24 protein-coding genes are annotated in these 26,050 nt (G+C 67.2%); 12 read left to right on the forward strand and 12 right to left on the reverse strand.

The window, feature by feature from the left end; translation table 11 throughout:
- The first annotated feature begins 58 nt into the window (after positions 1 to 58).
- The 6 genes from IPP91_12950 (at position 59) to IPP91_12975 (ending at position 8,099) form a co-directional block, all read left to right on the forward strand.
- Entirely contained in the window at positions 59 to 775 is a 717-nt protein-coding gene (locus IPP91_12950) for a hypothetical protein (GenBank protein MBL0142974.1), read from the forward strand.
- Between the two features lie 100 nt (positions 776 to 875).
- Complete coding sequence (gene hrpA / locus IPP91_12955; GenBank protein ID MBL0142975.1) at positions 876 to 4,754, forward strand: ATP-dependent RNA helicase HrpA; 3,879 nt, start codon at positions 876 to 878, stop codon at positions 4,752 to 4,754.
- A gap of 79 nt (positions 4,755 to 4,833) precedes the next feature.
- Complete coding sequence (locus IPP91_12960; protein ID MBL0142976.1) at positions 4,834 to 5,262, forward strand: PH domain-containing protein; 429 nt, start codon at positions 4,834 to 4,836, stop codon at positions 5,260 to 5,262.
- Positions 5,263 to 5,269: 7 nt separating this feature from the next.
- Positions 5,270 to 6,454, forward strand: a complete 1,185-nt coding sequence (locus tag IPP91_12965; GenBank protein MBL0142977.1) for a pyridoxal phosphate-dependent aminotransferase — start codon at positions 5,270 to 5,272, stop codon at positions 6,452 to 6,454.
- 2 nt (positions 6,455 to 6,456) lie between these two features.
- The gene (locus IPP91_12970; GenBank protein MBL0142978.1) at positions 6,457 to 6,909 is read left to right on the forward strand and encodes a DUF2214 family protein; all 453 of its coding nucleotides are present in this window, start codon (positions 6,457 to 6,459) and stop codon (positions 6,907 to 6,909) included.
- Positions 6,906 to 8,099: a class I SAM-dependent methyltransferase gene (locus tag IPP91_12975; GenBank protein MBL0142979.1), complete on the forward strand. Its 1,194-nt coding sequence runs from the start codon at positions 6,906 to 6,908 to the stop codon at positions 8,097 to 8,099. The genes IPP91_12970 and IPP91_12975 overlap by 4 nt, the downstream gene beginning before the upstream one ends.
- On the opposite strand, the gene IPP91_12980 is transcribed toward IPP91_12975, so the two are convergent.
- The 9 genes from IPP91_12980 to IPP91_13020 form a co-directional block, all read right to left on the reverse strand.
- Positions 8,096 to 9,127 (reverse strand): ATP-binding cassette domain-containing protein, encoded by a 1,032-nt coding sequence (locus tag IPP91_12980; protein MBL0142980.1) that lies wholly within the window; start codon positions 9,125 to 9,127, stop codon positions 8,096 to 8,098. The genes IPP91_12975 and IPP91_12980 overlap by 4 nt on opposite strands.
- Before the next feature lie 64 nt (positions 9,128 to 9,191).
- Positions 9,192 to 10,214, reverse strand: a complete 1,023-nt coding sequence (locus IPP91_12985) for an ABC transporter ATP-binding protein (GenBank protein ID MBL0142981.1) — start codon at positions 10,212 to 10,214, stop codon at positions 9,192 to 9,194.
- On the reverse strand, positions 10,163 to 10,588 hold the full coding sequence (locus tag IPP91_12990; GenBank protein ID MBL0142982.1) for a hypothetical protein: 426 nt from the start codon (positions 10,586 to 10,588) through the stop codon (positions 10,163 to 10,165). The genes IPP91_12985 and IPP91_12990 overlap by 52 nt, the downstream gene beginning before the upstream one ends.
- The gene (locus IPP91_12995; GenBank protein MBL0142983.1) at positions 10,585 to 11,001 is read right to left on the reverse strand and encodes a RidA family protein; all 417 of its coding nucleotides are present in this window, start codon (positions 10,999 to 11,001) and stop codon (positions 10,585 to 10,587) included. Before IPP91_12995 ends, IPP91_12990 begins: the two co-directional genes overlap by 4 nt.
- Positions 10,998 to 11,396, reverse strand: coding sequence for a hypothetical protein (locus IPP91_13000; GenBank protein MBL0142984.1), 399 nt, complete (start codon positions 11,394 to 11,396; stop codon positions 10,998 to 11,000). The genes IPP91_12995 and IPP91_13000 overlap by 4 nt, the downstream gene beginning before the upstream one ends.
- 12 nt (positions 11,397 to 11,408) lie before the next feature.
- Positions 11,409 to 12,320: an ABC transporter permease gene (locus IPP91_13005; GenBank protein MBL0142985.1), complete on the reverse strand. Its 912-nt coding sequence runs from the start codon at positions 12,318 to 12,320 to the stop codon at positions 11,409 to 11,411.
- On the reverse strand, positions 12,320 to 13,306 hold the full coding sequence (locus tag IPP91_13010) for an ABC transporter permease (protein ID MBL0142986.1): 987 nt from the start codon (positions 13,304 to 13,306) through the stop codon (positions 12,320 to 12,322). Before IPP91_13010 ends, IPP91_13005 begins: the two co-directional genes overlap by 1 nt.
- Positions 13,307 to 13,394: 88 nt before the next feature.
- Entirely contained in the window at positions 13,395 to 14,981 is a 1,587-nt protein-coding gene (locus IPP91_13015) for an ABC transporter substrate-binding protein (protein ID MBL0142987.1), read from the reverse strand.
- A complete protein-coding gene (locus IPP91_13020; protein ID MBL0142988.1) occupies positions 14,978 to 16,558 on the reverse strand; it encodes an ABC transporter substrate-binding protein in 1,581 nt (526 codons plus the stop codon). The genes IPP91_13015 and IPP91_13020 overlap by 4 nt, the downstream gene beginning before the upstream one ends.
- A 221-nt stretch (positions 16,559 to 16,779) precedes the next feature.
- Between IPP91_13020 and IPP91_13025 the strand changes: the two genes are divergently transcribed.
- From IPP91_13025 to IPP91_13050, 6 genes are all read left to right on the forward strand, one after another.
- The gene (locus tag IPP91_13025; GenBank protein ID MBL0142989.1) at positions 16,780 to 17,463 is read left to right on the forward strand and encodes a hypothetical protein; all 684 of its coding nucleotides are present in this window, start codon (positions 16,780 to 16,782) and stop codon (positions 17,461 to 17,463) included.
- Positions 17,464 to 17,470: 7 nt separating this feature from the next.
- Positions 17,471 to 18,262 (forward strand): DUF2189 domain-containing protein, encoded by a 792-nt coding sequence (locus IPP91_13030; GenBank protein MBL0142990.1) that lies wholly within the window; start codon positions 17,471 to 17,473, stop codon positions 18,260 to 18,262.
- A 78-nt stretch (positions 18,263 to 18,340) separates the two neighbouring features.
- Positions 18,341 to 19,423 carry a 4-hydroxyphenylpyruvate dioxygenase gene (gene hppD / locus IPP91_13035; protein MBL0142991.1) on the forward strand — a complete coding sequence of 361 codons (1,083 nt, stop codon included), beginning with the start codon at positions 18,341 to 18,343 and terminating at the stop codon, positions 19,421 to 19,423.
- An 88-nt stretch (positions 19,424 to 19,511) separates the two neighbouring features.
- Positions 19,512 to 20,852 carry a homogentisate 1,2-dioxygenase gene (locus tag IPP91_13040; GenBank protein MBL0142992.1) on the forward strand — a complete coding sequence of 447 codons (1,341 nt, stop codon included), beginning with the start codon at positions 19,512 to 19,514 and terminating at the stop codon, positions 20,850 to 20,852.
- Complete coding sequence (locus IPP91_13045) at positions 20,849 to 21,847, forward strand: fumarylacetoacetate hydrolase family protein (protein MBL0142993.1); 999 nt, start codon at positions 20,849 to 20,851, stop codon at positions 21,845 to 21,847. The genes IPP91_13040 and IPP91_13045 overlap by 4 nt, the downstream gene beginning before the upstream one ends.
- Positions 21,848 to 21,851: 4 nt before the next feature.
- Entirely contained in the window at positions 21,852 to 22,718 is an 867-nt protein-coding gene (locus IPP91_13050; GenBank protein ID MBL0142994.1) for a phenylalanine 4-monooxygenase, read from the forward strand.
- Here IPP91_13050 and IPP91_13055 read toward each other — a convergent pair.
- The 3 genes from IPP91_13055 to IPP91_13065 are packed head-to-tail and all read right to left on the reverse strand — an operon-like array spanning position 22,691 to position 25,989.
- A complete protein-coding gene (locus tag IPP91_13055) occupies positions 22,691 to 23,434 on the reverse strand; it encodes a Crp/Fnr family transcriptional regulator (GenBank protein ID MBL0142995.1) in 744 nt (247 codons plus the stop codon). The two genes, IPP91_13050 and IPP91_13055, sit on opposite strands and share 28 nt — an antisense overlap.
- 24 nt (positions 23,435 to 23,458) lie before the next feature.
- Positions 23,459 to 24,283 carry a response regulator gene (locus IPP91_13060; protein MBL0142996.1) on the reverse strand — a complete coding sequence of 275 codons (825 nt, stop codon included), beginning with the start codon at positions 24,281 to 24,283 and terminating at the stop codon, positions 23,459 to 23,461.
- Positions 24,280 to 25,989, reverse strand: coding sequence for a response regulator (locus IPP91_13065; protein MBL0142997.1), 1,710 nt, complete (start codon positions 25,987 to 25,989; stop codon positions 24,280 to 24,282). The genes IPP91_13060 and IPP91_13065 overlap by 4 nt, the downstream gene beginning before the upstream one ends.
- Between the last annotated feature and the right edge of the window lie 61 nt (positions 25,990 to 26,050).

The raw sequence follows: 26,050 nt of genomic DNA on the forward strand, positions 1-26,050 counted from the left end.
TGTTAATGTGATGCAACAATAAATAAACATATGGGCGGATATCGCCCGCGAGGCGCACATGAAAACGACATTTCCCCCGGGCGACCGCGACGCGGCCGCATCGGCATCGGCATACGAAGTCGAGGCGCTCCAGGTCGCGGAATTGTTCCGCAACCTTCCGGTTGGAGCCGCTTCCGCCTTCTTCGGCACCCTGCTTTGCATGGCCGTCTTCATGGAGGACGGGCTGCGAGACTCGCACATCGCGTGGTTCGCCTACGGGGTGACAGTCGCCGTCCTGCGCCTGGGCCTGTGCTGGCTGTACCGCAACAGCGCGTCCCTGGGGCTGGACCTGGATACGGGAACGTGGGCCATGTTTGCGGTGCTGGGGAACCTGCTCGCGGGCGTCCAATGGGGGCTCCTCGGAACGTGGCTCTTCCCCGAAGTGCCCGGATACCGGCAGAGCTTCGTGATGATGGTCATCACCTGCTTTGTGGGAGGGTCGATCACGGCCTACGCCGCCGTGCGCTGGGCCCACCCCGCGCTGTCGATCCCGGCCACCTTTCCAGCCACCGCCTACATCTTCTTCTTCGATTCGGGCGTGCATTACATGGCCGGATTCACGGCGCTGTTCTTCAGTGCCATGGTGCTCTATTACGCCTTGCGGGAAACCGAGCAGATCGCGCAGCGACTGCGGGCGGACGTGCGTGTGCACCGGCAGCTCAAGAACCTGGAATCGGAAGTCAGGACGCGCTCGGGGGGCTGGTATGCGCCGGGAGGCATGACGCGCAGGAGCTGAGGTCGGGGGAAGCTAGAATGAGGGGACCAGCTTGACGGACCGATAAAGGGGACAGACCCCTTTTCCAGACAAGGGGTCTGTCCCCTTTATGCCTTTCCCGATGACGCAGCTCCCCGAAGACCTCCCTGCCGCCACGCTCGCGGCCGACCACCCGAAGATCGCCGCGCTTGCCGCCTCGGTGCGTGCTCGCACGGACGGCGGGAGACCGGCCGAGCGGGAAAGGGCGCTCCTAGAGGCGTTGCTTGAACGATCGCAGAGGGCGTATGCGATGCGACTGGCGAAGCTGCCGGATCCGCGCTTCCCCGACGACCTTCCCATCGCGCAGAGGCGCGACGACATCGCGGCCCTCGTCGCGAAGCATCCGGTCACCATCGTCTGCGGCGAGACGGGGTCGGGGAAGACCACGCAACTGCCAAAAATCTGCCTTGCGCTGAAGCGCGGAAGCGCCGGTCTCATCGGGTGCACCCAGCCGCGCCGCATTGCCGCCCGCAGCCTCTCCACCCGCCTCGCCAGGGAGCTGCCCGGCACCCCCAAGGGCTTCGTGGGTCACAAGATCCGCTTCCAGGACCGCACCGGGCCGGAGACGGTCATCAAGGTGATGACGGACGGCATCCTCCTTGCCGAGACGCACTCCGACCGGGAGTTGCGCGCCTACGACACGATCATCGTGGACGAGGCCCACGAGCGCAGCCTCAACATCGATTTCCTTCTCGGGTACGTCCGGCGCCTGGTCACGCTGCGCCCCGAGCTCAAGGTCATCGTCACCTCGGCCACCATCGATACCCAGCGCTTCTCCGATTTCTTCGGCGGCGCGCCGGTGATCGAGATTTCCGGGCGTACCTATCCGGTAGAGGTGCGCTACCGCCCCGAGTTCTTCGAGGTGGAGGACGAGGACGACGAGCCCGTGGACATGAACGAGGCCATCGCGAAGGCGGTGGACGAGATCGAGCGCACGAGCCGCAGCGGCGACATCCTCGTCTTCCTGCCGGGCGAGCGCGAGATCCGCGAGGCGGCCGAGACGCTGAGGAAGCACCACCCGAAGGGCGCGGAGATCCTGCCGCTCTTCTCGCGCCTGTCGGCCGAGGAGCAGGACCGGGTCTTCGAGCCCGCCTCGCACCGCAGGATCGTGCTGGCGACCAACGTCGCCGAGACTTCCCTCACGGTGCCGGGAATCCATTACGTGATCGACACGGGGCTTGCGCGCATCAAGCGCTTCAGCCCGCGCCAGAAGATCGACCAGCTTCGCATCGAGCCCGTCTCGCAGGCCGCGGCGAAGCAGCGCGCAGGCCGTTGCGGGCGCGTGGCGAGCGGGATCGCGATCCGCCTCTACGCGCAGGACGACTACGAGGCCCGGCCGGACTTCACGACGCCGGAAATCCTTCGCACCTCGCTGGCGAGCGTGATCCTGCGCATGGCCGCGCTCGAACTGGGCGACGTGGCCGCCTTTCCCTTCATCGAGCCGCCGAGCGCCCGCCAGATCGAGGACGGCTATCGCAGCCTCTTCGAGCTGGGTGCCATCGACGAGAAGCGCGCCCTCACGCCGCTGGGCCACGAACTCGGCAGGCTGCCGGTGGACCCGCGCATCGGCCGAATGCTGCTGGCCGCGCGCGAGTTCAACTGCCTGGCCGAGATGCTGATCCTGGCCGCGGCCCTCTCCATCCAGGACCCGCGCGACCGCCCGCAGGAAAAGCGGCAAGAGTCCGATCGCGCCCACGAGGAGTTCCGCGACGAATCCTCGGACTTCGTGCAGCTCATCAACCTGTGGAACTTCTTCGACGACGCGTTCCGGCACAAGGAATCCGGCCGCAAGCTCTGGGAGACCCGCCGCGAGCACTTTCTTTCCTACGTGCGCATGCGCGAATGGCGCGAGCTTGCCGGGCAGCTTCGCGAGCTGGCCGCGGAGCTGGGAATCCGCGAGAACGCGACCGCCGCGACCTACGAGCAGGTGCACCGCGCGCTCCTCACGGGGCTCATCTCCAACGTCGGCCTCAAGGCGCAGGAAGGCGACCACTACAACGCTCCGCGCGGCATCCCGTTCGCCATCTGGCCGGGGTCGGGCCTGAAGAAGGGCCGTCCGCGGTGGATCATGGCCGGCGAGTTGCAGGAGACCACGCGTGTCTATGCCCGAAACGTCGCGCGCATCGACCCGGAGTGGATCGAGAAGGCGGCCGCGCACCTCCTCACGCGCCATCACGCCGAGCCCCACTGGGACCGCGCGCGGGGCGAAGTGATGGCCTACGAGACGGTGTCTCTCTACGGGCTCACGATCGCGGCGCGCCGCAAGGTGAGCTTCGGTCGCCTCGACCCGGTGCGGGCGCGCGAGATCTTCATCGAGGGCGCGCTGGTCGCAGGCGAATTCGACACGAAGGCGCCGTTCTTCGCGCACAACCGGGCCCTCATCCGCGAGGTGGAGGACCTGGAGCACCGCGCGCGTCGCCAGGACGTGCTGGTGGACGACCGCGCCCTCATCGCCTTCTACGCCGCGCGGCTGCCGGCCGAGGTTCGCGATGCGCCTTCTTTCGAGTCCTGGCACAAGGAGGCGGTGAGGGACGATGCGAGGCTCCTCTTCCTCACCAGGGCCGACCTCATGCGCCACGGCGCCGAGTCGGTGACGGAGGAACTGTTCCCGAGGCAGCTTCGCCTCGGCGACCATACCTTCGCGCTCGCCTACCGCTTCGAGCCCGGGCATCCGCTGGATGGCGTCACGATGAACGTGCCGCTGGCGCTCCTCAACCAGGTGGACGAGGCGGCCATCGACTGGCTGGTGCCCGGCATGGTGCGGGACAAGGTGGCATGGACCATGAAGGCGCTGCCCAAGCGCGTGCGCACCGTCCTCGTGCCGGTGCCGGAGCACGTGACGAAATTCCTCGAGCAGACGAAGGCGGGCGGGAAACGCATTGCCGACGAGGTGCTCGCCTTCGTGTCGCGCCTGGCCGGCGAACGGGTCGAAGGCGACGTGTGGTCGAAGGAGGCGCTGCCCGCGCACCTGGCCATGAATCTGCGCGTGGTGGACGATGCCCGGCGCGAGCTTGCCATGGGCCGGGACCTCGCCGCGCTTCGCCGGCAGCTGGGCGAGGCCGCGCAGCTCACGCTCGCGCAATCGAAGCCGGGACTGGAGCGCGAGGGCATCACGGCCTGGGACTTCGGCGACCTGCCGGCGGAGGTCACCTTCCGCAGGAACAACCAGACGCTGACCGGCTATCCGGCTCTCACGGACGAAGGCGCGAGCGTCGCCATCCGCCTCTTCGACACGAAGGACAAGGCGGCGCAAGCCCAGCGGGGCGGCGTGAAGCGCCTCCTCGCCTTCGAGCTGAAGGATCAGGTGAAGCAACTGGAGCGCGGGCCCTCGGGGTTCAACGCCCTTGCGCTACGCCTTCAGTCGGTGATGCCGGCGGAAAAGCTGCGCGAGGATCTTGCCGCAGCGGTCCTCGACCGGGCTTTCATCGGCGAGGACGACCCGCCGCGCACGCCCGGGGGGTTCGACGAGCAGAAGAAGCGCGCCAAGGCCCGGCTTCCCGCGGTCACCGAGGGAGCCACGCGCCATGCCAATGCCATCGCCGAGGCGTACCAGGCGCTGGCCGCCGAGGTGGCGCGTAGTGGCGCGCTCGGGCGCATCGTGTCCGAAGTGAAAGCGCAGCGCGATCGCCTCGTTTTCCCCGGATTCCTCGCGCTCACACCCTGGGAGCGCCTCGAGCACGTGCCTCGCTACCTGAAGGGCGCGGCGCTTCGCCTCGTGAAGTACCGGGGCAACCCGGAGCGCGACCAGCGCCACGCGCCCGCGGTCGCCGGGCTGTGGGCTCAGTACGAAGCGCGCGCCGAGGCGGACCACAAGGCCGGCCTGCCCCGTGCGAAACTCGAGGAGTTCCGCTGGCTCGTGGAGGAGTTGCGAATCTCGCTTTTCGCGCAGGAGCTGAAGACCCCGTTCCCGGTCTCCTCCAAGCGCCTGCAGAAGTTCTGGGACGAGCACCTGCGCCCCTGATGATTCGTGGATTCCGCGCCTGCCGTCCCTCGCGCTTTGGAGTAGAGTGCCGATCGTCGCCGAAACCCGAAAGGCCGCCATGAGCAGCGAAGAGGAGATCCTGTGGCAGGGCAGTCCCTCGCAGTGGACCAACTTCTGGCCGTTCGTCCTGTGCCTTTTCATCATCCCGATCCCGTGGGCGATCTGGCGCTGGCTGTCGACCCGGTGTTTCGCCTACGAGGTGACGAACCAGCGCATTCGCATCCGCCAGGGGGTCTTCGGCCGGCGCACGGACAGCCTCGAGCTCTTCCGCGTGAAGGACGCGAGTTTCGAGCAGCCTTTCGTGATGCGCCTCGTGGGCATCGGCAACGTGGAGCTGGAGACCTCCGACGTGACCACGCCGCTCCTCTGGATCCGCGGCGTGCCGGATGCCGACGCGCTGCGGGAGAGAATCCTCAAGGCCGTGGACGCGGTGCGCGACCGCAAGGGCGTGCGCGAGCTCGACGTGAGCGACCGCCTGCACGGCTGAGGGCCCGATGAACGATCGCGCATCCCGCCTGCACGTCGCCTCGCGAATGGCCTCCATCGCGCCCTTCGAGGTGATGGAGATCCAGACGCTGGCGCGTGGCCTCGAGGCGCAGGGCCGCGACGTGATCCACCTGGAGATCGGCGAGCCGGACTTCACCACGCCGGCCCCCGTGGTCGAGGCGGCCAGGCGCGCGCTCGACGGCAGGCCGATGTTCTACACCTCCGCGCTCGGGATGCCGGCTCTTCGCGAGGCCATCTCGGACTTCTATCGCGACCGTTATCGCCTCGAGGTTCCGGCGGAGCGGATCATGGTGACCTCGGGATCGAGCGCGGCGCTCCTGCTCGCTTTCGGCGTGCTGCTCGACGCCGGCGACGAGGTGCTGCTCTCCGATCCGGGCTACCCCTGCAACCGCCACTTCGTGCATGCGCTGGGCGGCATTGCGCGGCCCGTTCCCGTAGGAGCGTCGTCCCGGTACCAGCTCACGCCGGACCTGGCCGCGAAGGCATGGACGCCGCGCACCCGCATCGTGATGGTGGCGAGCCCGTCCAACCCCACCGGCACGATGGTGACTCCGGGCGAGATCGCCGCTTCTGCGGCACTGGCCCGCGAGCGGGGCGCCACGCTCCTGGTGGACGAGATCTACCACGGCCTCACCTACGGCCTCGACGCGCGCTCGGCGCTCGAGGCGGGCGACGACGTGTTCGTCATCAACAGCTTCTCGAAGTATTTCCAGATGACGGGGTGGCGGCTGGGCTGGCTCGTGGCGCCGGTCGAGGCGGTGCGCGAGATCGAGAAGCTCGCGCAGAACCTCTACATCTCGCCCTCGACGCTCTCGCAGTACGCCGCACTGGCGGCTTTCGAGCCCGGGACGCTGTCGATCCTCGAGGCGCGGCGCAGGGAGCTCGCGCAGCGGCGTGATTTCCTCGTCCACGCGCTGGAAGACCTGGGCTTCGGCATTCCCGTCAAGCCCGAGGGCGCCTTCTACGTCTATGCGGACTGCTCGAAACTTGCGGACGACAGCTTCGCTTTCGCGCGCGCGGTGCTCGAACAAACCGGCGTCGCGATCACCCCCGGCAAGGATTTCGGCTTCCACCAGCCGGAGAAGCACGTCCGTATCGCCTACACGCAGCCGGTGGCGCGACTCGAGGAAGCGGTGGCCCGCCTGGGCGCCTTCCTCTCCCGGAGAGACTGACCATGTGGCTCGATGCAGGGCTTGCCTACCTTCATTTCACGGCGATGTTCGCGCTGTTCGCCTTCCTCACCGTCGAGGTGATGCTCGCCCGGGGCGAGATCGACGCACGGACGATACGCCTGCTCGCGAGGGTGGACCTCTGGTACCTCGGGTCGGCGATCGCCACGGTCCTCTTCGGCATCGCGCGCGCCGTCTGGGGCGCCAAGGGGTGGGCGTTCCATTCGGGTAGCTGGGTCTTCTGGGCCAAGGTGGCGCTCGTGGCGCTGGTGGTCGCGGTCTCGATTGCGCCTGCGCGCGCCTTCATTCGATGGCGCAAGCGCCTCGAGGCGCAGGCGGGTTTCGCGGTCCCCGAGCCGGAGCGTGCTCGCCTTCGCCGGTACCTCATGGTCGAGTTGCACGTCCTGGCGATCGTCCCGCTCCTTGCCGTCCTCACGGCCCGGGGGATTGCGCGATGACGGCGATCCGGTTCGACGGACCCCTGGCGCTCGAGGAGGCGGGCGGGCGAACTGTTCTCGCGGGACGGATCGCGGTACAGGCGCCGGTGGTCTTCGTGCCCCAGGTCCGGATCCGGATCGAAGGCGCAGGCGAGGCGGTGGCCGCCCATTCCGCCGATACGTACTACATCGGCTGGCTTCCGCGAGGCACGTACCGCTTTCGCTGCTTCCTGCCCGGAAGCCTCTGCGCGGGCGAGTGGCGCTTCTCGGCGCAAGCCTGCCACCGCGTGCTTGCGCAGGATTGCTGCGAGGCGACGGTGGCGGGTGCGTTCGCGCTTGCGCGAAGCGCGGCGCAGGCGGGCGAGGCGATGGCGTGGTCCTTCGAGGCGCTGCCCCCGGGCGTCGCGCTCGAGAACCTTTCCTGGAGGCGCGGCCACGAGGACTGGTTCTTCCGCCACTTCGATCACGCGTCCGCCACGGTGATGAGCTACATGCTGGCCGACTCTCCCCTCCAGAAGGGGCGCATCCTCGACGTGGGCTGCGGAGACGGCATCACCGCGCTCGGCGTGGCGCTGCGCACCGGGTGCGAGGAGCTTGTCGCCATCGATCCCTTCCGCGGATTCGATCGCCTGCCGGAAATCCTTCGGGCCAACCATCTGCCCGGGGACACGATTCCGAAGCGCGTGAAGTATCTTGGCGAGGACGCGAACTTCCTGCCCTTCGCGGACGACAGCTTCGATGTCGTGATTTCGTGGGCGGCCGTCGAGCACTTCGCGGGCGGATACCTGCAGGCGATGCGCGAGATGAAGCGCGTGCTGCGCTCGGACGGGTTGCTTTTCATCCACCCGGGGCTCTACTACTGCAATGCGGGGCACCACCTCGCGGAGTATTCGAGCGAGCCGTTCTTCCACCTGCGCAAATCTCGCGAGCAGATCCGCGAGCTGGTGTTTTCCGCGAAGGCGAAGTACGAGGACCGCGCCGGGGAGACGCCCACGCCCGCGCAGCACTGGCAGTGGTTCAACGAGCTGAACCCCATCACGGTGACCCGTTTCGAGCAGGAGCTGCGCGCGCTGGAGTTCGAACCCTGGCGCGTGGCGATCCGCACCGAAGGCCTCGTGGAATACAAGCCCGAGACCCTTGACTACCCGATGCAGGATCTCGCGACCAGCGAGCTGTACGTCTCCTGCGTGAACCGCAAGAAGCGCCGCTAGGCCGGCGGGGGGCGTAACCGCCCTTCCTCGACCGCATGGCAGGCCACCTGCGCGCCATCGACCTCCCGAAGCTCCGGGCGCTCCGAGCGGCATCGGTCGTTGGCGTGCGGACAGCGTGGATGAAATGCGCAGCCCGCGGGCGGATCGAGCGGGTTGGGCACCTCGCCCGCAACGGGCGTGCGCGCCCGGCCGCTCATCGTGATGTCGGGGATCGCGCTCTCGAGCATCTGCGTATAGGGGTGCAGGGGCCTTCGAAAGAGCGTCCTCGTCGGCGCGATCTCGACGATGCGTCCGAGGTACATCACGCCTACCCGATTGGAAATGTGCGAGACGACGGCGAGGTTGTGCGAGATGAAAAGGTAGGTCAGGCCGTGCTCGCGCTGCAGGTCCTTCATGAGGTTCAGGATCTGCGCCTGGACCGACACGTCCAGCGCGCTCGTCGGCTCGTCGCACACGAGAAATTCCGGGTTCGACGAAAGCGCCCGCGCGATCGAGATGCGCTGCCGCTGCCCGCCCGAGAACTCGTGCGGAAACTTCTCGGCATCGTGGACTGAAAGGCGCACGTCTTCCAGCAGCTCGCCCACGCGCTTCCGGATCGCCGCCTCGCCCTGGATGATGCCGTGCTGGCGAATGGGTTCCGCGATGATTCTGCCCACCCGCCAGCGCGGGTTCAGGCTCGCGTACGGATCCTGGAAGATCATCTGGAAGCGCCGGCGCATGCGCAGCATCTGCGCGCGCCGGGAGATTTGCGCCATGTCCACGCCGTCGAACACCACCGAGCCTCGCGACGGCGCGTAGAGCCCGCAGATGAGTCGCGCCACCGTGGACTTGCCGCAACCGGATTCGCCCACGAGGGAGAGCGTCTCGCCCCGGTTGATCGTGAAGGAGACGCCGTCCACCGCCTTGAGAAGCTGCCTTGGGGAGCCCTCCAGGACGCGGTTGAGCCAGGGCCTCGACACGTCGAAATCGCGCGCGAGGTCCTTTACCTCGAGCAGCACCTTCGGCGTGCCTGCCGCCGAAACCGCCATCGCCTCCCGTTCAGCACTCATCCGTGTTCATCCGTGCAGATCCGTGTTCATCCGTGTTCCCGCGCTACCTTGCGTGCAGCCAGCAGGCTGCGCGCGTCTTCCCGGCAGGCAGCAGGTCCGGCCTTTCCAGCCGGCAGCGGTCGAAGACCTTCGGGCAGCGCGGATTGAAGGCGCACCCGCGCGGAATCGCATTCAGCCGGGGCATCGACCCCTCGATCTGGGGCAGGCGCTCCACCTCCGTGCCGATGGCCGGGATGGAGCCCATCAGCCCCATCGTGTAGGGATGCTGCGGGCTGTGGATCACCTCCTGCACCGGCCCGATCTCGGCGAGCCGGCCCGCATACATCACGGCCACGCGATCCGCCGTCTCGGCGATCACGCCCATGTCGTGGGTGACCAGCATCACCGCCGTGCCGTGTTCGCGGCACAGCTTCTTCAGGAGCGTGATGATCTGCGCCTGGATGGATACGTCCAGGGCGGTCGTGGGCTCGTCCGCGATGATGAGCTGCGGGTTGGCGCACAGGGCGAGCGCGATCACGACGCGCTGGCGCATGCCGCCGGAGAACTGGTGCGGGTAATGATCGATGCGCCGCTCCGCTGCCGGGATGCCCACTTCCTTCAGCAACTCGACGGCCCGCTCGCGCGCCTGCCGGGCATTCATCGGCAGGTGCGTCTCGATCGTCTCCGTGATCTGGCGCCCGATGGTGTACAGCGGGTTGAGCGAGGTGAGGGGGTCCTGGAAGATGGCGCCGATTCTCCGGCCGCGGATCCTGCGCATCGATTCGGCGGGCAGATTGTCGATGCGCTGGCCGTCCAGGAGAACCTCGCCGCCGGAAATGCGTCCCGGCGGCTCGAGCAGCCCGATGATCGCCGAACCCGTGATCGACTTGCCCGCTCCCGACTCGCCCACCACGCCCAGTACCTCGCCCGGCGCGATGTCCAGGCTCACGTCGTCGATGGCGACGAGCGTGCCGCGGCGCGTGTTGAACTCCACCCGCAGGTGGCGCACCTCCAGCAGCGGGCGGGCGTCGGTGCTCACCTGGCGGGCTTCTGCGCGGGCTGGTCCTTCATGAACTTCCTGCGGCATTCACCGATGGGCTCGGTGTAAACGCCGGGCTTCCAGTCGGGGCCCGTCGGCACCTCGTAGATCGCGTTGAAGAGATAGCGCGTGCACGGCTTGAAGTCGATCTCCAGTTCCCGGAACTCCGGCCGGAACGTGCCCCGCGCGCTCGTGAAGTGCAGCGTCACCATGTGCTTGCCGGGTTCGATGGGATCGCTTCCGCGCGTGTCGCGCGTGCTCTTGCCGTCGATCTTCGTGATCGCGACGCGCGCCTCCTTGCGGACTTCGGAATGCCGGCCCGTCTGCGCGAGCGCATAAGGCTGGTCGTACATGCCGGCGCCGGCAGCCAGCACGGCAAGGGCGGGAACGGCGGCGAAGGCCGCGAAGGGCCGGATTCTCACGGCGTCCTCAGTTCCGCTTGCGGGGCATAGGCCTCGGCCTCGATTTCCACCAGCATGCCGGGGTCCACGAGTTTCGATACCTCGATCATCGTGCACGCCGGGCGGATGTCCGCGAACACTTCGCCGTGGGCGCGTCCGACGCACTCCCATCCGGCGATGTCGGTGACGTAAAGGCGCGTGCGGACGACATCCTGCATCGTCGCGCCGGCGCGCACGAGTGCGGCCGCGATGTTGTCCAGGGCCTGCCGGGTTTGCGCGTAGGCGTCGCCTGCGCCCACCAGCGTGCCGTCCGGTCCGGTGGCCGTCGTGCCCGCCACCCAGATGTGCGGCCCGCAGCGCACCGCGCGCGAATAGCCCACGATCGGCTCCCACGGCGTGCCGCTGGCGAAATTGCGCCGGAGTCCCGCCGTCATTTCGCGGCCGCGCCCGACTTGAACTTCGTGGCGCACTCGCCGATCAGCTCGCTTCTGCGCACCATCGGCTTCCAGGCCTGCGTGACGGGCGTGTCGAGCTTCGCGGCGATGAAATAGCGCATGCACGCGCTCGTCTCGAGGTCGAAGGTCTCCTGCGTGCCGATCTTGAAACCCTTGCGGGGCGGCAGGTCCACCGTGACCATGTGCGGGCCCGGGAGGGTGACCACCTGGTTGCGGATGGAGTTCTGGCCGTCCACGCGGTTCACGATCACGGGCTTGAGCTCGGGGTCCGCGGATGGCGCCGTATCGGTGGCGATGATCACCCAGGGCTGGTCGTAGGGGCCGGCCAGGGCGCCGAGCGGGATCAGCAAGGTGGCGAGCAGCAGTCGATTCACGTCGATCCTCCTCTAGCGAAGCTTCGGGTTGAGCGCGTCGCGAAGCCAGTCGCCCAGCAGGTTCATCGCGAGCACCATGATCACCAGCCAGGCGCCGGGGAAGACGGTGATCCACCACTCTCCGGAGAAAAGGAAATCGTTGCCGATGCGGATCAGGGTGCCGAGCGAGGGCTGGGTCGGCGGCACGCCGACGCCCAGGAAGGAAAGCGTGGCCTCCGTGATGATGGCGGTGCCGATGTGCAGCGTTGCGAGCACCAGGACGGGGCCCAGCACGTTCGGCAGCACGTGCGAGAACATGATGGCCACCGGGTGCCTGCCGATCACGCGGGCGGCCTGCACGTATTCCTTGTTGCGCTCGACCAGCGTGGAGCCGCGCACGGTGCGCGCGTACTGCACCCAGCCGGAAGCCGCGATGGCGAGAATCAGCACGTAGAGCGCCAGGGTGTCGTGGGAATCCTTGGGCAGCGCCACCCGCGCCACGCCGTCGATGAGGAGCGCGATGAGGATCGCGGGGAACGAGAGCTGCACATCGGCCACGCGCATGATGAAGGCATCGACCTTGCCGCCCACGTAGCCGGAAATGAGCCCGAGCGCGATACCGATCGTCATCGCGAGCACCACCGCGAAGAACCCCACCATCAGCGACACGCGCGAGCCGTACATGATCGCGGAAAGCACGTCGCGGCCCTGGTCGTCCGTGCCGAGCAGGTACGCGGAGTTGCCGCGCTCCGTCCACGCCGGGGGCGTGAAGGCGTCCAGGAGGTTGAGCGTCTTCAGGTCGAAGGGGTTGTGCGGCGCCACCCAGCCCGCGAATGCGGCCGAAACGATGCACACCACCGAGACCACCAGCGCCACGATCGTGAGGGGCGAGTGCCTGAAGCTGTGGAACAGATCGCCGTCGAAGAACCGCCGGAGCGCATCCATCAGTGCCCCCCCGCCATGGCCCGATCGATGCGCAGCCTCGGGTCCACGAAGTAATAGAGCATGTCCACCGCGAGGTTGATCACCACGAAGATGAGGCCGATGAGGCACAGGTAGGCCCCCATGACCGGGATGTCGGCGAACTGCACCGCCTGGATGAAGAGCAGGCCCATGCCGGGCCACTGGAACACCGTCTCGGTGATGATGGCGAAGGCGATGATCGCGCCCAGTTGCAGGCCCGTGATGGTGATCACCGGCACCAGCGTGTTCTTGAGCGCGTGGCCGAAGTGGATCGAGCGGTTGGTGAGGCCGCGGGCGCGCGCGAACTTGATGTAGTCCGTGCGCAGCACCTCGAGCATCTCGCTTCGCACGAGCCGCATGATGAGCGTGAGCTGGAAGAGGCCCAGCGTGATCGAGGGCAGGATCAGCGCCCTCAGACCCGAGGTGGTGAGAAAGCCCGTGGACCAGAGGCCGATCTTCACGGTGTCGCCCCGCCCGAAGGAGGGCAGCCACCCGAGCCACACGGCGAAGATGAGGATGAGGAAGATGCCGATGAGGAAGGTGGGCAGCGACACCCCGACGAGCGAGACGGTGAGGAACACGCGCGAAAGCCAGCTGCTGCGGTTCAGGCCCGTGTAGACGCCGAGCGGGATGCCCACCAGGAGCGCGATGCTCGCGGCCACGAAAGCGAGCTCGAGCGTGGCGGGCAGCCGCTCGACGAGGAGGGCGGAGACGGGGCGGCCCAGGCGCAGCGAGATGCCGAAATTTCCCTGCACCGCGTTCGAGACGAAGGTCGCGAACTGCACGTAGAAGGGCCGGTCGAGCCCGAGCGTTTCGCGCATCGCCTGCCGGTCGGCCTGCGTGGCTTCCGGCGGCAGCATCAGCGCCACCGGGTCACCCACGAAGTTGAAGAGCGAGAAGGCGATGAAGCCCACCACGAGCATCACGACGACGCCCTGCAGCAGCCGGCGGATCACGAAGGCGATCATGACGGCTCCTTCACCCCAGCCCTCTTCCCGGAGAGCGGGAGACAGTTCCCCCCTCTCTTTCCGGGAGAGGGGCCGGAGGTGATGATTCTCAATCGATCCTCACTCTGTAGAAGTACAGCGTGTTCACCGGGGAAAACCACGCCGACACGTTCTTCTTCATGGCCCACGGGATGAGCGGCTGGTGGATCGTGACGAGGGGCAGTTCCTGCCCGGCCAGCAGGAGCGCCTCGCGGGCCAGGTCATCGCGCCGGGACGGGTCCTTCTCGACCTGCAGCTTCCCGATGATCTCATCCATGCGCGCATTCGACCAGCGGCCCATGTTGAAGTCGCCCTCGCCCTTGCGCGTGACGGAGTGCAGCAGCGCCTGCAGGGTGTAGAGCGCGTCGCCCGTGACCCCGGCACCCCACGAGAGCAGGTAGAAGCTGGTGTCGTGCTTCTCGATCTTGGGGAAGTAGTTCGACTGCGGGACGATGTTGGGGCGCACCCTGATGCCCACCTGCGAGAGCATGACGGCCACGGCCTGCGCGATGTCGGCGGACGGCTGGATGTTGCCGGCGTCCAGCGTCACCTCGAATCCGTCGGGATAGCCCGCTTGCGCGAGAAGCTTCCTCGCCTTCTCCTTGTCGTAGGGCAGGCGCCTGTCGGCCTGCGCCGCGTAGCCCTGCACTCCGGGCGTGAGGATCGTCCCCGCGGGCCGCGAGAAGCCGCGCATCACCTTGGACCGGATCGCCTCCGCGTCGATGGCGTGGGCCACGGCCTGGCGCACTCGGATGTCCTTGAAGGGATTCCTCCCGTTTGCCTTTCCGTAGAGCAGGTCGTCGCGGAAGACGTCGAAAGCGATGTACTGCACGCGAAGCTCGCCGCCCTCGACGATCTTGATGCCCGGATTGGCCGCGAGCCGTGCCACGTCCTGCGTGGGCGGGTCCAGCACGAAGTCCACCTCGCCCGAGAGCAGGGCGGCCAGGCGCGTGGCGTTGGACTTGATGGGCAGCATCACGATCTCGTCGAGGTTGCCCTCGTTCATCCCCGCCTGGTGGCCCCACCAGCCCCTGTGGGAGACGAGCACCGTCTTCACGTCTGTCTGGCGCTCCTTCACCAGGAAGGCGCCCGTGCCGTTGGCATTCCGGGCGGCGAAGGTATCTTCCCTGGCCGTGTAGTCCTGCGGACGCAGGGCGCCGAACTTCTCCGACCAGGCCTTGTTCATGATGCGGAAGTTGGTCATGTGCGAAAGCAGCGCCGGGTTGGGTTCGCGCATCACGAGGTCCACCGTGCGCGCATCCACCTTGACGGCCTTCTCGACGCCTTGCAGCGCGACCTTAAGCTGGGAGGTGGGGGAGAGCGCCCGCTCCACCGAGAAGACCACGTCGTCGGCGGTGAGGATCGCGCCGTCGTGGAACCTGACCCCTTCGCGCAGCGTGAAACGCCAGGTCCGGTCGTTGGGCCGCGTCCACGAGACCGCCAGCCACGGGATGACTTTCCATTCCTTGTCGCGCCAGACCAGGGGCTCGTAGACGTTGCCCGTCAGCCGCGAGGTGGCCAGCAGGTTGGCCGAGTGCGGATCGAGCGTCTGCGGGTCGTCCTGGCTGGCATAGCGCAGCGTCTTCGCTTCCGCGGCCGGCGTGAGGAAGGCGAGGAGCGCGAAGGCGAGGGCGAGGGCGCGGCGAACGGCGGTCAATTGATCCTGACCCACTTCACCATGAGGCGGTTGTCGGCCCGGTGCACCACGCTCACGTTGGAGCGCATCGCCCATGGAATCACCTGGTGATGCAGCGGGATGTGGCCCACGTCGGCCATGTGGACGCGCAGGATCTCGCGGGCGAGCGCCGCGCGCTTGTCGGGATCGACCTCGGTCTTGAGCTTGTCGACGGCGGCATCGACCTTCGGGTTGGAGTACCTGCCCAGGTTGTAGTCGCCGTCCGCCGTCCCGGGCACGTAGGTCCTGAGCAGGCTCTGCACCGCGTACTGGGAATCGAACGTCGGCACGCCCCAGCCCAGCAGGTAGAAGCTGGTGTCGAAGTTCTGGATCTTCGGGAAGTACTGGGCGCGCGGCATCGCGTTCACCTTCACCCTCACGTCGATGCGCGCGAGCATGCCGGCGATGGCCACGCACAGCTTCTCGTCGGCGATGTAGCGGTTGTTGGGGCAATCGAGCGTCACCTCGAACCCGTTCGGGTAGCCGGCCTCGGCGAGCAGCTTCTTCGCGCGCGCGGTGTCCGCGGGCTTCACCTTGTCCAGGTCCCCGGGATAGCCCGCCACCTGCGGGGCGAACATCAGCGCCGTGGGTATCGACATGCCGCGCATCACCCGGGTCTTGAGGATATTCACGTCGATGGCGGCCTGGAAGGCTTCGCGCACCCGCCCGTCCTTGAAGGGGTTCCTGCCCTTCACGTTCGAGTAGGCGAGTTCGTTCCGCCACTGGTCCATGCCCAGGAAGATGGTGCGGTTCTCGTTGCCTTCCACGACCTTCGTCTTCGCCTCCCGCTTCAGGCGCGCAACATCCTGCGGGGGCGGATCGAGCACGAAGTCGATCTCGCCCGAGATGAGCGCGGCCAGGCGCGTGCCGTCGCTCTTGATCGGCTGGTACACGATCTCGTTCACGTTGCCTTCCAGCTTCCCCCACCAGTTGGAGTTGAGGACTGCGACGGTCTTCACGTCCGCCTCGCGGGTGCGAAGGACGTAGGGGCCCGTGCCGTTGGCGTTGCGCGAGGAGAAGGTCTCCTCCTTGTTCTTGTAGTCCTGGGGCTTCGTCACGTTGTGCTTCGTGGCCCAGGCCTTGCTCATGACCCGCACTTCGGTGAGTTGTGCAATCAGGACCGGCGCGGGCCCTTCGGTCACGATGTCCACGGTGAGCTCGTCCACTTTCCGCGCTTGCTTCACGCCCGCGAGGTAGGGCTTGAAGTTCGAGGTGTCGGAGAGGGCGCGGCCGATGGAAAACACGACGTCGTCGGCCGTGAACGGCGTGCCGTCATGGAACTTCACGTTCGGGCGCAGCTTGAAGCGCATCACGGTCGCGCTCACCGGCTGCCACGTCAGCGCGAGGCAGGGCTCGACCTTGAGGTCCTTGCCGCGGGTGACCAGCGGCTCGTAGATGTTGTCGAGGAAAGCGCTGGTGAAGCCCTCGTTGTTGGCGTGCGGGTCGATCGTGGTGATGTCGCCCTGGCTCGAGTAGCGCAGCGTCTTCGCGCCGGCAACGGTGCCGAAGGCAAGCAGGGCGGCCAGTATCACCGCGCGCAGGGCAATGGAGGCGGACATCGGAGGGTTCTCACGGGGACTTGCGTTTCGATACCGGCGCTGCGGGCGCGGAACCGAAACTCTGGCTTGGGAAATCAAGGACTTGGCGCATACCTTGCGACGGGATCGATGATGCCGCAAGGGCCTTCGGGCGTCAACGCGGAAGGCGGCCGGGATTACATTTCCATCGCCGGAAAATGTACCCTGCAACTCCCGTCGCCCCCATCACGAAAGGCATTGCGATGAACTCGAGGATCGCCCTGGCCTGCGCCGCGCTGGCGCTCGCCGCATGCGGCAAGACGGAGCCCCCGAAGCCGGCCGACACCGGTGCCAAGGTGGAACAGGCCGCCAAACAGATGGGCGAGGCGGCCCGCCAGGGCGACGTCGGGCAGGTGGGCGAGGCCATGAAGCAGATGGGAGAGGCCCTTTCGGGATCGGTCAAGGTCGAGCCGGTGGATTTCCGCGTGCTCAAGGAGGTGATGCCCGATTCCGTCGCCGGGATGAAGCGAGTGGGTTCGGAGGGATCGAGGACCAGCGTGGTCGGCATCGCCACTTCGCGGGTGGAGGCGACCTACGAGGACGGCAAGGGCGGGCGCATCGTCCTCGAGGTCAAGGATGTCGGCACGCTGACGGGGGTGACCGCGATGGCCTCTGCCTGGGTGAACATCGAGATCGACAAGGAAGGCGACTCCGGCTACGAGCGCACGACGAGCGCGGGCGGGCGCAAGGCCTACGAGCGCTACGACAAGGCCGCGCGCACCGGCGAGTACGACGTCATCGTCGCCGGGCGCTTCATCGTCGAAGCCAAGGCGACGGGCGTCGAGATGAAGGTGTTCAGGGAGGCGGTGGCGAAGCTCGACCTGGCGAAGCTCGATGCGCTCAAGTCGAAAGGCCTGCCGGCCGCGGCAGCCGCGCCGGCGAAGTAGCGCCGCGATGAGTGCGCCCTCGCCCCTCGTTTCACCCCAGGGCGCCTCCTATGAGCTGAGCGAGGTGCCCGCCAGCTCGCCGTTCACGTGGCTCGCGCGCGGGTGGGACGATTTCCGGGCGGCGCCGGTCGCCAGCGGGTTCTACGGCGTGGCGTTCGCGGCCATGGGCTGGGCGCTCCTCGCCCTTTACGACTTCGCCTACCAGTACGTGTCCACGCTGGCCGGTGCCTTCCTGCTGGCCGCACCCTTTCTTGCCACGGGCCTGTACGCGCTGTCGCGCGATCGGGAGGCGGGTCGGAAGCCGCGGCTCGTGCCCTCGCTCACGGCCTGGCGCGAGAACGTGGGCGGCCTGGGCATCTACGTGCTGGTCATCACCGTGATCTTCCTCGTCTGGGCGCGCGCCTCCCTCGTCACCTTCGCGCTCTTCAGCACCGGGACCATGCCGGACCTGAAGAACTTCCTCGCCAGGGCGTTCTCCCTGGGCAACATCGATTTCGTGCTCGTGTACTTCGCGGTGGGCGGGATTTTCGCGACCCTCGTCTTTGCGGTGAGCGTGGTCTCGGTGCCGATGATGCTCGACCGCGGCAACGACGCGGTGAGCGCGGCGATCCTTTCCGTGCAAGTGCTGGGGAGGAACCCCGGCGCGATGGCCGTGTGGGCGCTGGCCATCGTGACGCTCACCGGAGCGGGATTCGCGACCGCCTTTCTCGGGCTCGTCGTCACCATGCCCGTGATCGGGCACGCCACGTGGCACGCGTACCGCGACTGCGTGGCGTGGGGCGAGGACATTCCCGGATGAAATTCGGGGCGCAGCCAGGCGCAGGGTGATCGCAGCGTACAATTCGCCGGTCCCGCCGCCCGCCCGAGGAGATCCGAAATGACCGAGCCCGACCGTCTGGACAACCCCATGGGCACCGACGGCTTCGAGTTCATCGAGTACACCGCCCCGGACCCGGCGCTTCTCGGCACGCTCTTCGAGCAGCTGGGCTTCTCCCTCGTCGCGAAGCACCGCTCCAAGGACGTCGCGCTCTACCGCCAGGGGCGCGTCAACTTCATCGTGAACCGCGAACCCGACAGCTTCGCGCAGTCGTTCGCGCGCGTGCACGGGCCGTCGGCGTGCGCCTTCGCCATGCGCGTGAAGAACGCGGCGAAAGCCTACCAGCGCGCGCTCGATCTCGGTGCCAAGCCGCACCACGGCCCGGTGGGGCCGATGGAGCTCAACATTCCGGCGATCAAGGGCATCGGCGACAGCCTCATCTACTTCGTCGACCGCTACCCCGGCAACGGCGGCGATCTCACCATCTACGACGTGGACTTCGTGCCGGTGGAGGCAGTCGGGCAGCATCCGGCCGGCGCAGGCCTCCTCGAAGTCGACCACCTCACGCACAACGTCTATGCCGGCCGCATGGACGTGTGGGCGCAGTTCTACGAGAAGCTCTTCAATTTCCGCGAGATCCGCTACTTCGACATCCAGGGGAAGAAGACCGGGCTCACCTCGCGCGCGCTCGTGAGCCCGTGCGGCAAGATCCGCATCCCGATCAACGAGCCCAGCGACCGCAAGAGCCAGATCCAGGAATACCTCGACGCCTACCGTGGGGAGGGGATCCAGCACATCGCGCTTTCGACGGCGGACATCTTCTCCACGGTGGAGGGCTTGCGCGGGCGCGAGGTGCGGTTCCTGGACACCCCCGACAGCTACTACGACCGCGTCGACGCGCGCGTGGCGAACCACGGCGAGGACCTTGCCCTGCTGCGGAAGAGCCGCATCCTCATCGACGGGGAGGGCATCGACAAGGACCGGCACGAGGACAAGCTGCTGCAGATCTTCACCGAGACGGTGATCGGGCCGATCTTCTTCGAGATCATCCAGAGGAAGGGGAACGAGGGGTTCGGAGAGGGCAATTTCCGGGCGCTCTTCGAGTCGATCGAGGCGGACCAGATCGCGAGGGGAGTGGTTTGACGACAACGAGTGATGCGACCCAAAGGCGTCTGACACGGATGAACACGGATGAACACGGATTGTTTGCTGGCGTGAAGGCGAGTCTGTGATGGCCGTCGATCTTCGATACCTGTCGGGATTCGGGTCGCACCATGAGACGGAGGCGGTCGAGGGCGCGCTGCCGGTGGGGCAGAACTCGCCGCAAAGGACGCCCCTGGGGTTGTACGCGGAGCAATTCTCGGCCACGGCCTTCACCGCGCCGCGCGCGCAGAACCTTCGCTCGTGGCTGTATCGCCTGCGGCCGAGCGCGATGCATCCGCCGTTCAGCCGCATCGAGGCTGGAAAGCTTCGCACCGGGCCCTGCCTCGAAGGGGGCGCGGCGGGACCCAATCGCCTGCGGTGGGGGCCGCTGGCGGCGCCCGGGAAGCCGACGGATTTCGTCGCCGGCCTTGCCACGCTCGCGACCAACGGCGATGCGCGGATGCAGGCGGGAATCGGCGTTCACCTGTACGCAGCCAACCGGCCGATGAAGCGCGTGTTCGCAAGCCACGACGGAGAGCTGCTGCTCGTGCCGCAGGAGGGCATGCTCGCGATCGCGACCGAGTTCGGGCATCTGTGCGTGTCGCCGGGTGAGATCGCCGTCATTCCGCGCGGGGTCAGGTTTCGCGTGGCCGTTCAGGGCCCCTCGCGCGGCTGGGCCTGCGAGAACTACGGCGCGGCGCTGCGCCTTCCCGAGCTGGGCCCCATCGGCGCCAATGGCCTTGCGAACGCGCGCGACTTCCTGGCACCCGTGGCAGCGTTCGAGGACGGCGACGCGAGGACCGAGGTGGTGGTGAAGTCCGGCGGACACCTGTGGATGGCCGAGTACGGCCATTCGCCGCTCGACGTCGTGGCATGGCACGGCAACGCGTACCCGTACAAGTACGATCTCGCGCGCTTCAACGCGATCAACACGGTGAGCTTCGACCACCCGGACCCCTCGATTTTCACGGTGCTCACGTCGCCCTCCGACACGCCCGGGACCGCCAACGTGGACTTCGTCATCTTCCCGCCGCGATGGATGGTGGCCGAGCACACGTTCCGGCCGCCGTGGTTCCATCGCAACGTCATGAGCGAGTTCATGGGGCTCGTGAAGGGCGAGTACGACGCGAAGCAGGGCGGCTTCGTGCCGGGAGGCTCGAGCCTGCACAACGCCATGACGGCCCATGGCCCCGACCGCGCCTCGCACGACGCGGCCGTGTCCGCGACACTGGAGCCGAAGCGCCCCGGTGATACGCTCGCGTTCATGTTCGAGAGCCGCTACCCTTTCGACCCCACCGCCTATGCCCTGGCCACGCCGGCGCTCGACAAGGAGTACGACGCGGTATGGGCGGGTTTCGCCAAGGGCACCGTCACCTCGACCCTGTTCCAAGGCAGCGGGGTCGGGGGTCAGGTAAAGGAAGGGAAATGAAACTCGCCTCCCTGAAAGGCCCCACGCGCGACGGCACCCTCGTCCTCGTCAACCGCGACCTCACGACGGCCGTCGCCGCCACCGGCATCTCGCCCTCGATGCAGCATGCCCTGGAGAACTGGGACGCCGTCTATCGGCCGTTGCTGGACGCATACGAAGGCCTGGAGTGCGGCAACGAGCGGCACGCGTTCGATTTCCAGGCGGTGCTCGCGAAGGGGCAGGTGGCCGCTGCGCTTCCGCGCGCCTACGAATGGCTGGACGGCTCGGCCTACGTTTCGCACGTGGAGCGGGTCCGGCGCGCGCGCAACGACCACGTGCCGGAAAGTTTCTACCGCGACCCGCTCATGTACCAGGGCGGGGCGGGCGACATGATGGGCCCGCGCGATCCCATCCGCGCCCTTTCGGAGGATTGGGGCATCGACCTCGAAGGCGAAGTGGTTGCGATCACGGGAGATGTGCCGATGGGGGCGACGCCGGCCCGGGCGTCGGGCGCCATCCGGCTCCTCACGCTGGTGAACGACGTGTCGTTCCGCAAGCTCATTCCGGCCGAGCTCGCCAAGGGCTTCGGCTTCGTGAATGGCAAGGGCGCCAACGCGCTCGCCCCGGTGGCCGTCACGCCGGACGAACTGGGCGGCGCCTGGGACGGCGGCAAGATCCACCTGCGCCTGGTGTGCCACGTGAACGGCAAGTGGCTGGGCAACCCCGACGCGGGCGTGGGCGCCACCTTCGACCTGTTCCAGCTGGTCGCGCACGCGGCGAGGACGCGCGAGCTCGGGGCCGGCACGCTTGTGGGGACCGGGACAATCTCCAATCCGGATGTGGAATCCGGCTACGCCTGCCTCATGGAAAAGCGGCTCGTCGAGCAGGTGGAGGAGGGAGCGTCGAAGACGCCTTTCCTCGCGTTCGGCGACACCGTGCGCATCGAGATGTTCGACCGGCACGGCGCCACGATCTTCGGCGCGATCGAGCAGCGGGTGGAGAAGTACGGGGGTTAGCGCCGTGACCGGCGAAACCGACCACACCCTGCGCGGCGACTATCGCCACATGCGCGCCGACTACACGGTCGAGCAGGATTGGCCGGCGTACACGCCGCAGGAGCATGCCCTGTGGCGGCGCCTCTACGCGCGCCAGGCCGCACTCGTTCCGCGCTACGCATGCCGCGAGTTCACCGATTCGCTCTCGGCGCTGGATTTCGGCGGAGCCATTCCGCGCTTCGACGTCGTGAATGCAAGGCTCCGGGCCGCCACGCGATGGACTCTCGTCGCCGTCCCGGGCCTGCTGCCCGACGCGGTGTTCTTCGAGCACCTGGCCCACCGGCGCTTCCCGGTCACGCTGTGGCTGAGGAAGCCCGAGGAGTTCGACTATATCGTCGAACCCGACGTCTTCCACGATTTCTTCGGTCACGTGCCGCTGCTCTTCGACCCGGTCTTCGCCGACTACCTCGAGGCCTACGGGAAGGGCGGCCTCAAGGCGCACCGGCTCGGCGCCATCGAGCTGCTCTCGCGGCTCTACTGGTACACGGTGGAATTCGGGCTCATCGAGACGCCGGCGGGCGTGCGGGCCTACGGGGCGGGAATGCTTTCCTCGGGCGGCGAGCTGCCGTACTGCGTGGACAGTGGCGAGCCCAATCGCATCGGGTTCGAGCTCCTGCGCATCATGCGCACACGCTACAAGATCGACACCTTCCAGGAAAGCTACTTCGTGATCCGGGATTTCCGCGAGCTGTTCGAGGCGACGGCGCCGGACTTCGCACCGTACTACGCGCAACTCGAGGGGCGCGACTCACATGCGCCGAACGCGGTCCTCCCCGATGATCAGGTGCTGCATCGCGGGGGCGGTCATCCGACCGCGACCGGAACGTCCTGACGGTTGCGCACGTCGGAAAGCAGGCGGTTCATTTCCTGCCTGACCACGGCGTAGCATTCGCACGTGCGCGTCTCGAGCCCTGAGCGCGCGAGCACGGTGATGTGGCCCCGGCGGTAACTGATCAGCCCGGCGCGCTGCAGGTTGCCCGCGGCCTCGGTGATGCCTTCGCGGCGCACGCCGAGCATGCGGGCAACCAGTTCCTGCGTCATGACCAGCTGGCCCGAGGGCACGCGATCAAGCGTCATCAGGAGCCAGCGGCAGAGCTGCTGCTCCACCGAATGGTGCCGGTTGCACACGGCGGTCTGCGTCATCTGCGTGATCAGCGCCTGGGTGTAGCGCAGCAGCAGGCCGCGCATCGGTCCCGCGCGCTCGAATTCCTGCATGAGAATGCCGCGCCTGAGCCGGTAGGCGTGGCCCGCTGTCTGGACCACGGCCGAGCTCGTTGTGGTATCCCCGCCCATGAACAGCGAAATGCCGACCACGCCCTCGTTGCCCACTCCCGCGATCTCGGCCGATGCGCCGGACTCGGTGTCGTAGTGAAGCGACACGATGGAAGTAGTCGGGAAGTAGGCGTGCTGCAACTGCCCGCCGGGCTCGTAAAGGATCTCGCCGAGCGGCATCGGGACCAGTTCCAGGTTCCCGGCCAGGCGCTCGAATTCCGCCGTGGGCAGCGCGGCGAGAAGGTGGTTCTGATTCGGGCTGTGGGGCAAGGGCATCGCCGATCGTCGAGGTGTCGGGTCCTAGGGCTTCGCGGTGAGTTCCACGCCGATGCCCCGGTACCCGATGAAGCGGCAGGATTGGCTGAACATCGGCTCCCCGCTCACCTGGAACTTCTGCGCCGATCCATCGGCATTGACCCGGCTGAAGACGAAATCCAGGAAGGGCTGCCGGGCCGCAATGGTCTCCTGCAGTATCCTCCGCTCCGTCTCGTTCCAGCCAGTCGCCGTGACACCGGTTGACTGTCCCGCCAGGGTATCGACCCGGACGCCGAGCATCTCCAGGACCGGGCCGGAAACCTTGGTGAAGCTTCCGTGCTCGTCCTGCTCCCAGTACCAGTCGGAGGCCAGCTCCGTCAGGCTGCGATAGCGGGCTTCGCTTTCGCGCAGCTCCGCGGTGCGTTCCTGCACGGTTTGCTCCAGCTCCTTGCTGTAGTGCTCCAGCTTCCTGTGGAGCAGGCGCACCTCCAGCATGTTGTGGATGCGCGTCTTGACCTCCACCAGGTCGAAGGGCTTGCTGATGAAGTCCTTCGCGCCAGCCTGCAGCGCGCGCAGCTTGTGGCCGGGCTGGGCGGTGATCACGAGGACGGGAAGGTAGCTGTCGCGATCGTTGGTCTTGAGGCCTTCCATGACCTGGAAGCCGTCCATGACGGGCATCTGCAGGTCGAGCAAAATCAGGTCGTAGCGGTTCTTTCGGTGCAACGCGCAGACCTCCTGCGGATTCATGGTCGAGGTCACGCGGGTGTAGCCGGCCTGGCGCAGCATGTTTTCGAGGAGGCTGACATTGGCCTCCTGGTCGTCGACGATCAGGACGCTGGCGTCGAGAATGTCGGAGTCCGTGACTTTCATGCAGGGTCCTTTGTCGCTGCCCGGGCCGGTGCCGATCGCGAGTGCGCCAGAGCCACGTCCAGCGCCTCCATGAACTCGCTCACCTTGATGGGCTTGGTGAGATAGCTGAAGAAGCCGGCCGCCAGGCCGCGCTCGATGTCGCGGGGTACCGCGTTGGCGCTCAGGGCGATGATCGGGATGTGCGCCGTCGAGGGATCCGCGCGCAGGATCTTCATGGCCTCGATCCCGCTGATGCCGGGCAGGTTGATGTCCATGAGGATCACCTCCGGCTGGTAGGCGCGCGCGAACTCGATGCCGAGGCTGCCGTCCGCGGCGCCCAGCAAGCGCAGCTCGGGGCGGCGGGCGACGAGCTGCTCGACCAGCTCGAGGTTGGCCGGATTGTCTTCCACGTAGAGCACGGTGCGAAGGGGCATGCTTTCGGGCACAGGCGGTTGTGCCAGCGAAGTGCGCTCGGCTCCCAGGGTGGTCAGGTGCGGAGCGGTCGTCAGGGGCAATTCGATCCAGAACACGCTCCCCACGCCGACCGTGCTGTCCGCGCCGATGTCGCCGTCCATCAGCTCGATCAGCCGCTTGGTCATCACCAGGCCGATGCCCGTGCCTTCCTCCGCGCTGGCCTCCTTGCCGAGGCGATTGAAGGGCTGGAAGAGCTGCGCGAGCTGTTCCGGGGCCAGTCCTGCGCCGGTGTCGCGCACGCTGATGCGAATCGAGCCCGGGGGCTTCAGGACGCATTCCACGGAAACCGCGCCGCCCGGCGTGTTGTACTTGATGGCATTGAAGAGGAGGTTGATCAGGACCTGCTTGACCCGGGTCCGGTCGGCATTGACGAAGTAGGGGGTCTCGAACCTCGGGAACGTCATGCCGATGCCGCGCTTGCGCGCCTGCGGCTCGATCATCGCGCGGCACTCGAGCATGACTTCGACCAGCGATACCGGTTCGGGGGACAGCGTCAACTTGCCCGACTCGATCAGCGCGAGGTCGAGGATTTCGTTGATCAGCTCGAGCAGGTACCACCCGGCCTTGAGAATCTGGTCGATGTTGCGCTTCTGCGTCGGCGTCGGCGCCGGAGAGCCGGATTCGAGGAGCTGGGCGAAGCCCAGGATCGCATTGAGCGGCGTGCGCAATTCATGGCTCATGCCGGAGAGGAAGTCGGATTTCGCGAGGTTGGCCTTTTCCGCGGCGGCCATGGCCTCGTTAAGCTCGGACTCGACGCGCTTGCGCACCGAATTGTCCGTGCCGATCAGGAGGTATCCGATGATGTCGCCGAAGTCGTCCCGCAACGCCGTGATCGACACGATGGCCGGGAAGCGGCCGCCATCCTTGCGGATATAGGTCAATTCATAGATGTCCTCGATCCCGCGCGACGCCTTGAAAGCAAGCGCCTCGAAGCCCGCCGCAATGGGAGTCGCGAGCTCGACGCTCAAGGCCTCGGCACGCGCCTTCACTTCCCGGGGGTCGTGGATATCGCTCGGGCTTATCCGGTTGACGACCTCGGCGGCGCTGTAGCCGAGCATGCGCTCGGCGCCGACATTGAACAGCTGGATGATGCCCTTCTCGTCGGTGGCGATGATCGAGAAATTGGCGCTGGTGAGAATCGCGTTCTGCAGTGCCCCCGCCTTGAGCAGCGCGTTCTGGCGCCGCACGTCGGTATTGCTTTCCGACTTCCAGGCATCGCCTGCCGGGATAAGATCGTCTACGGGTGCGGGCATGGTCTTGGCCGGTTGAATGCGTGCGATGACCTGCGCACGGGTCATGCGTGCCGGGCGGGAA

It is taken from the genome of Betaproteobacteria bacterium (genome assembly GCA_016720855.1).
In the GTDB taxonomy this organism is placed as follows: domain Bacteria; phylum Pseudomonadota; class Gammaproteobacteria; order Burkholderiales; family Usitatibacteraceae; genus FEB-7.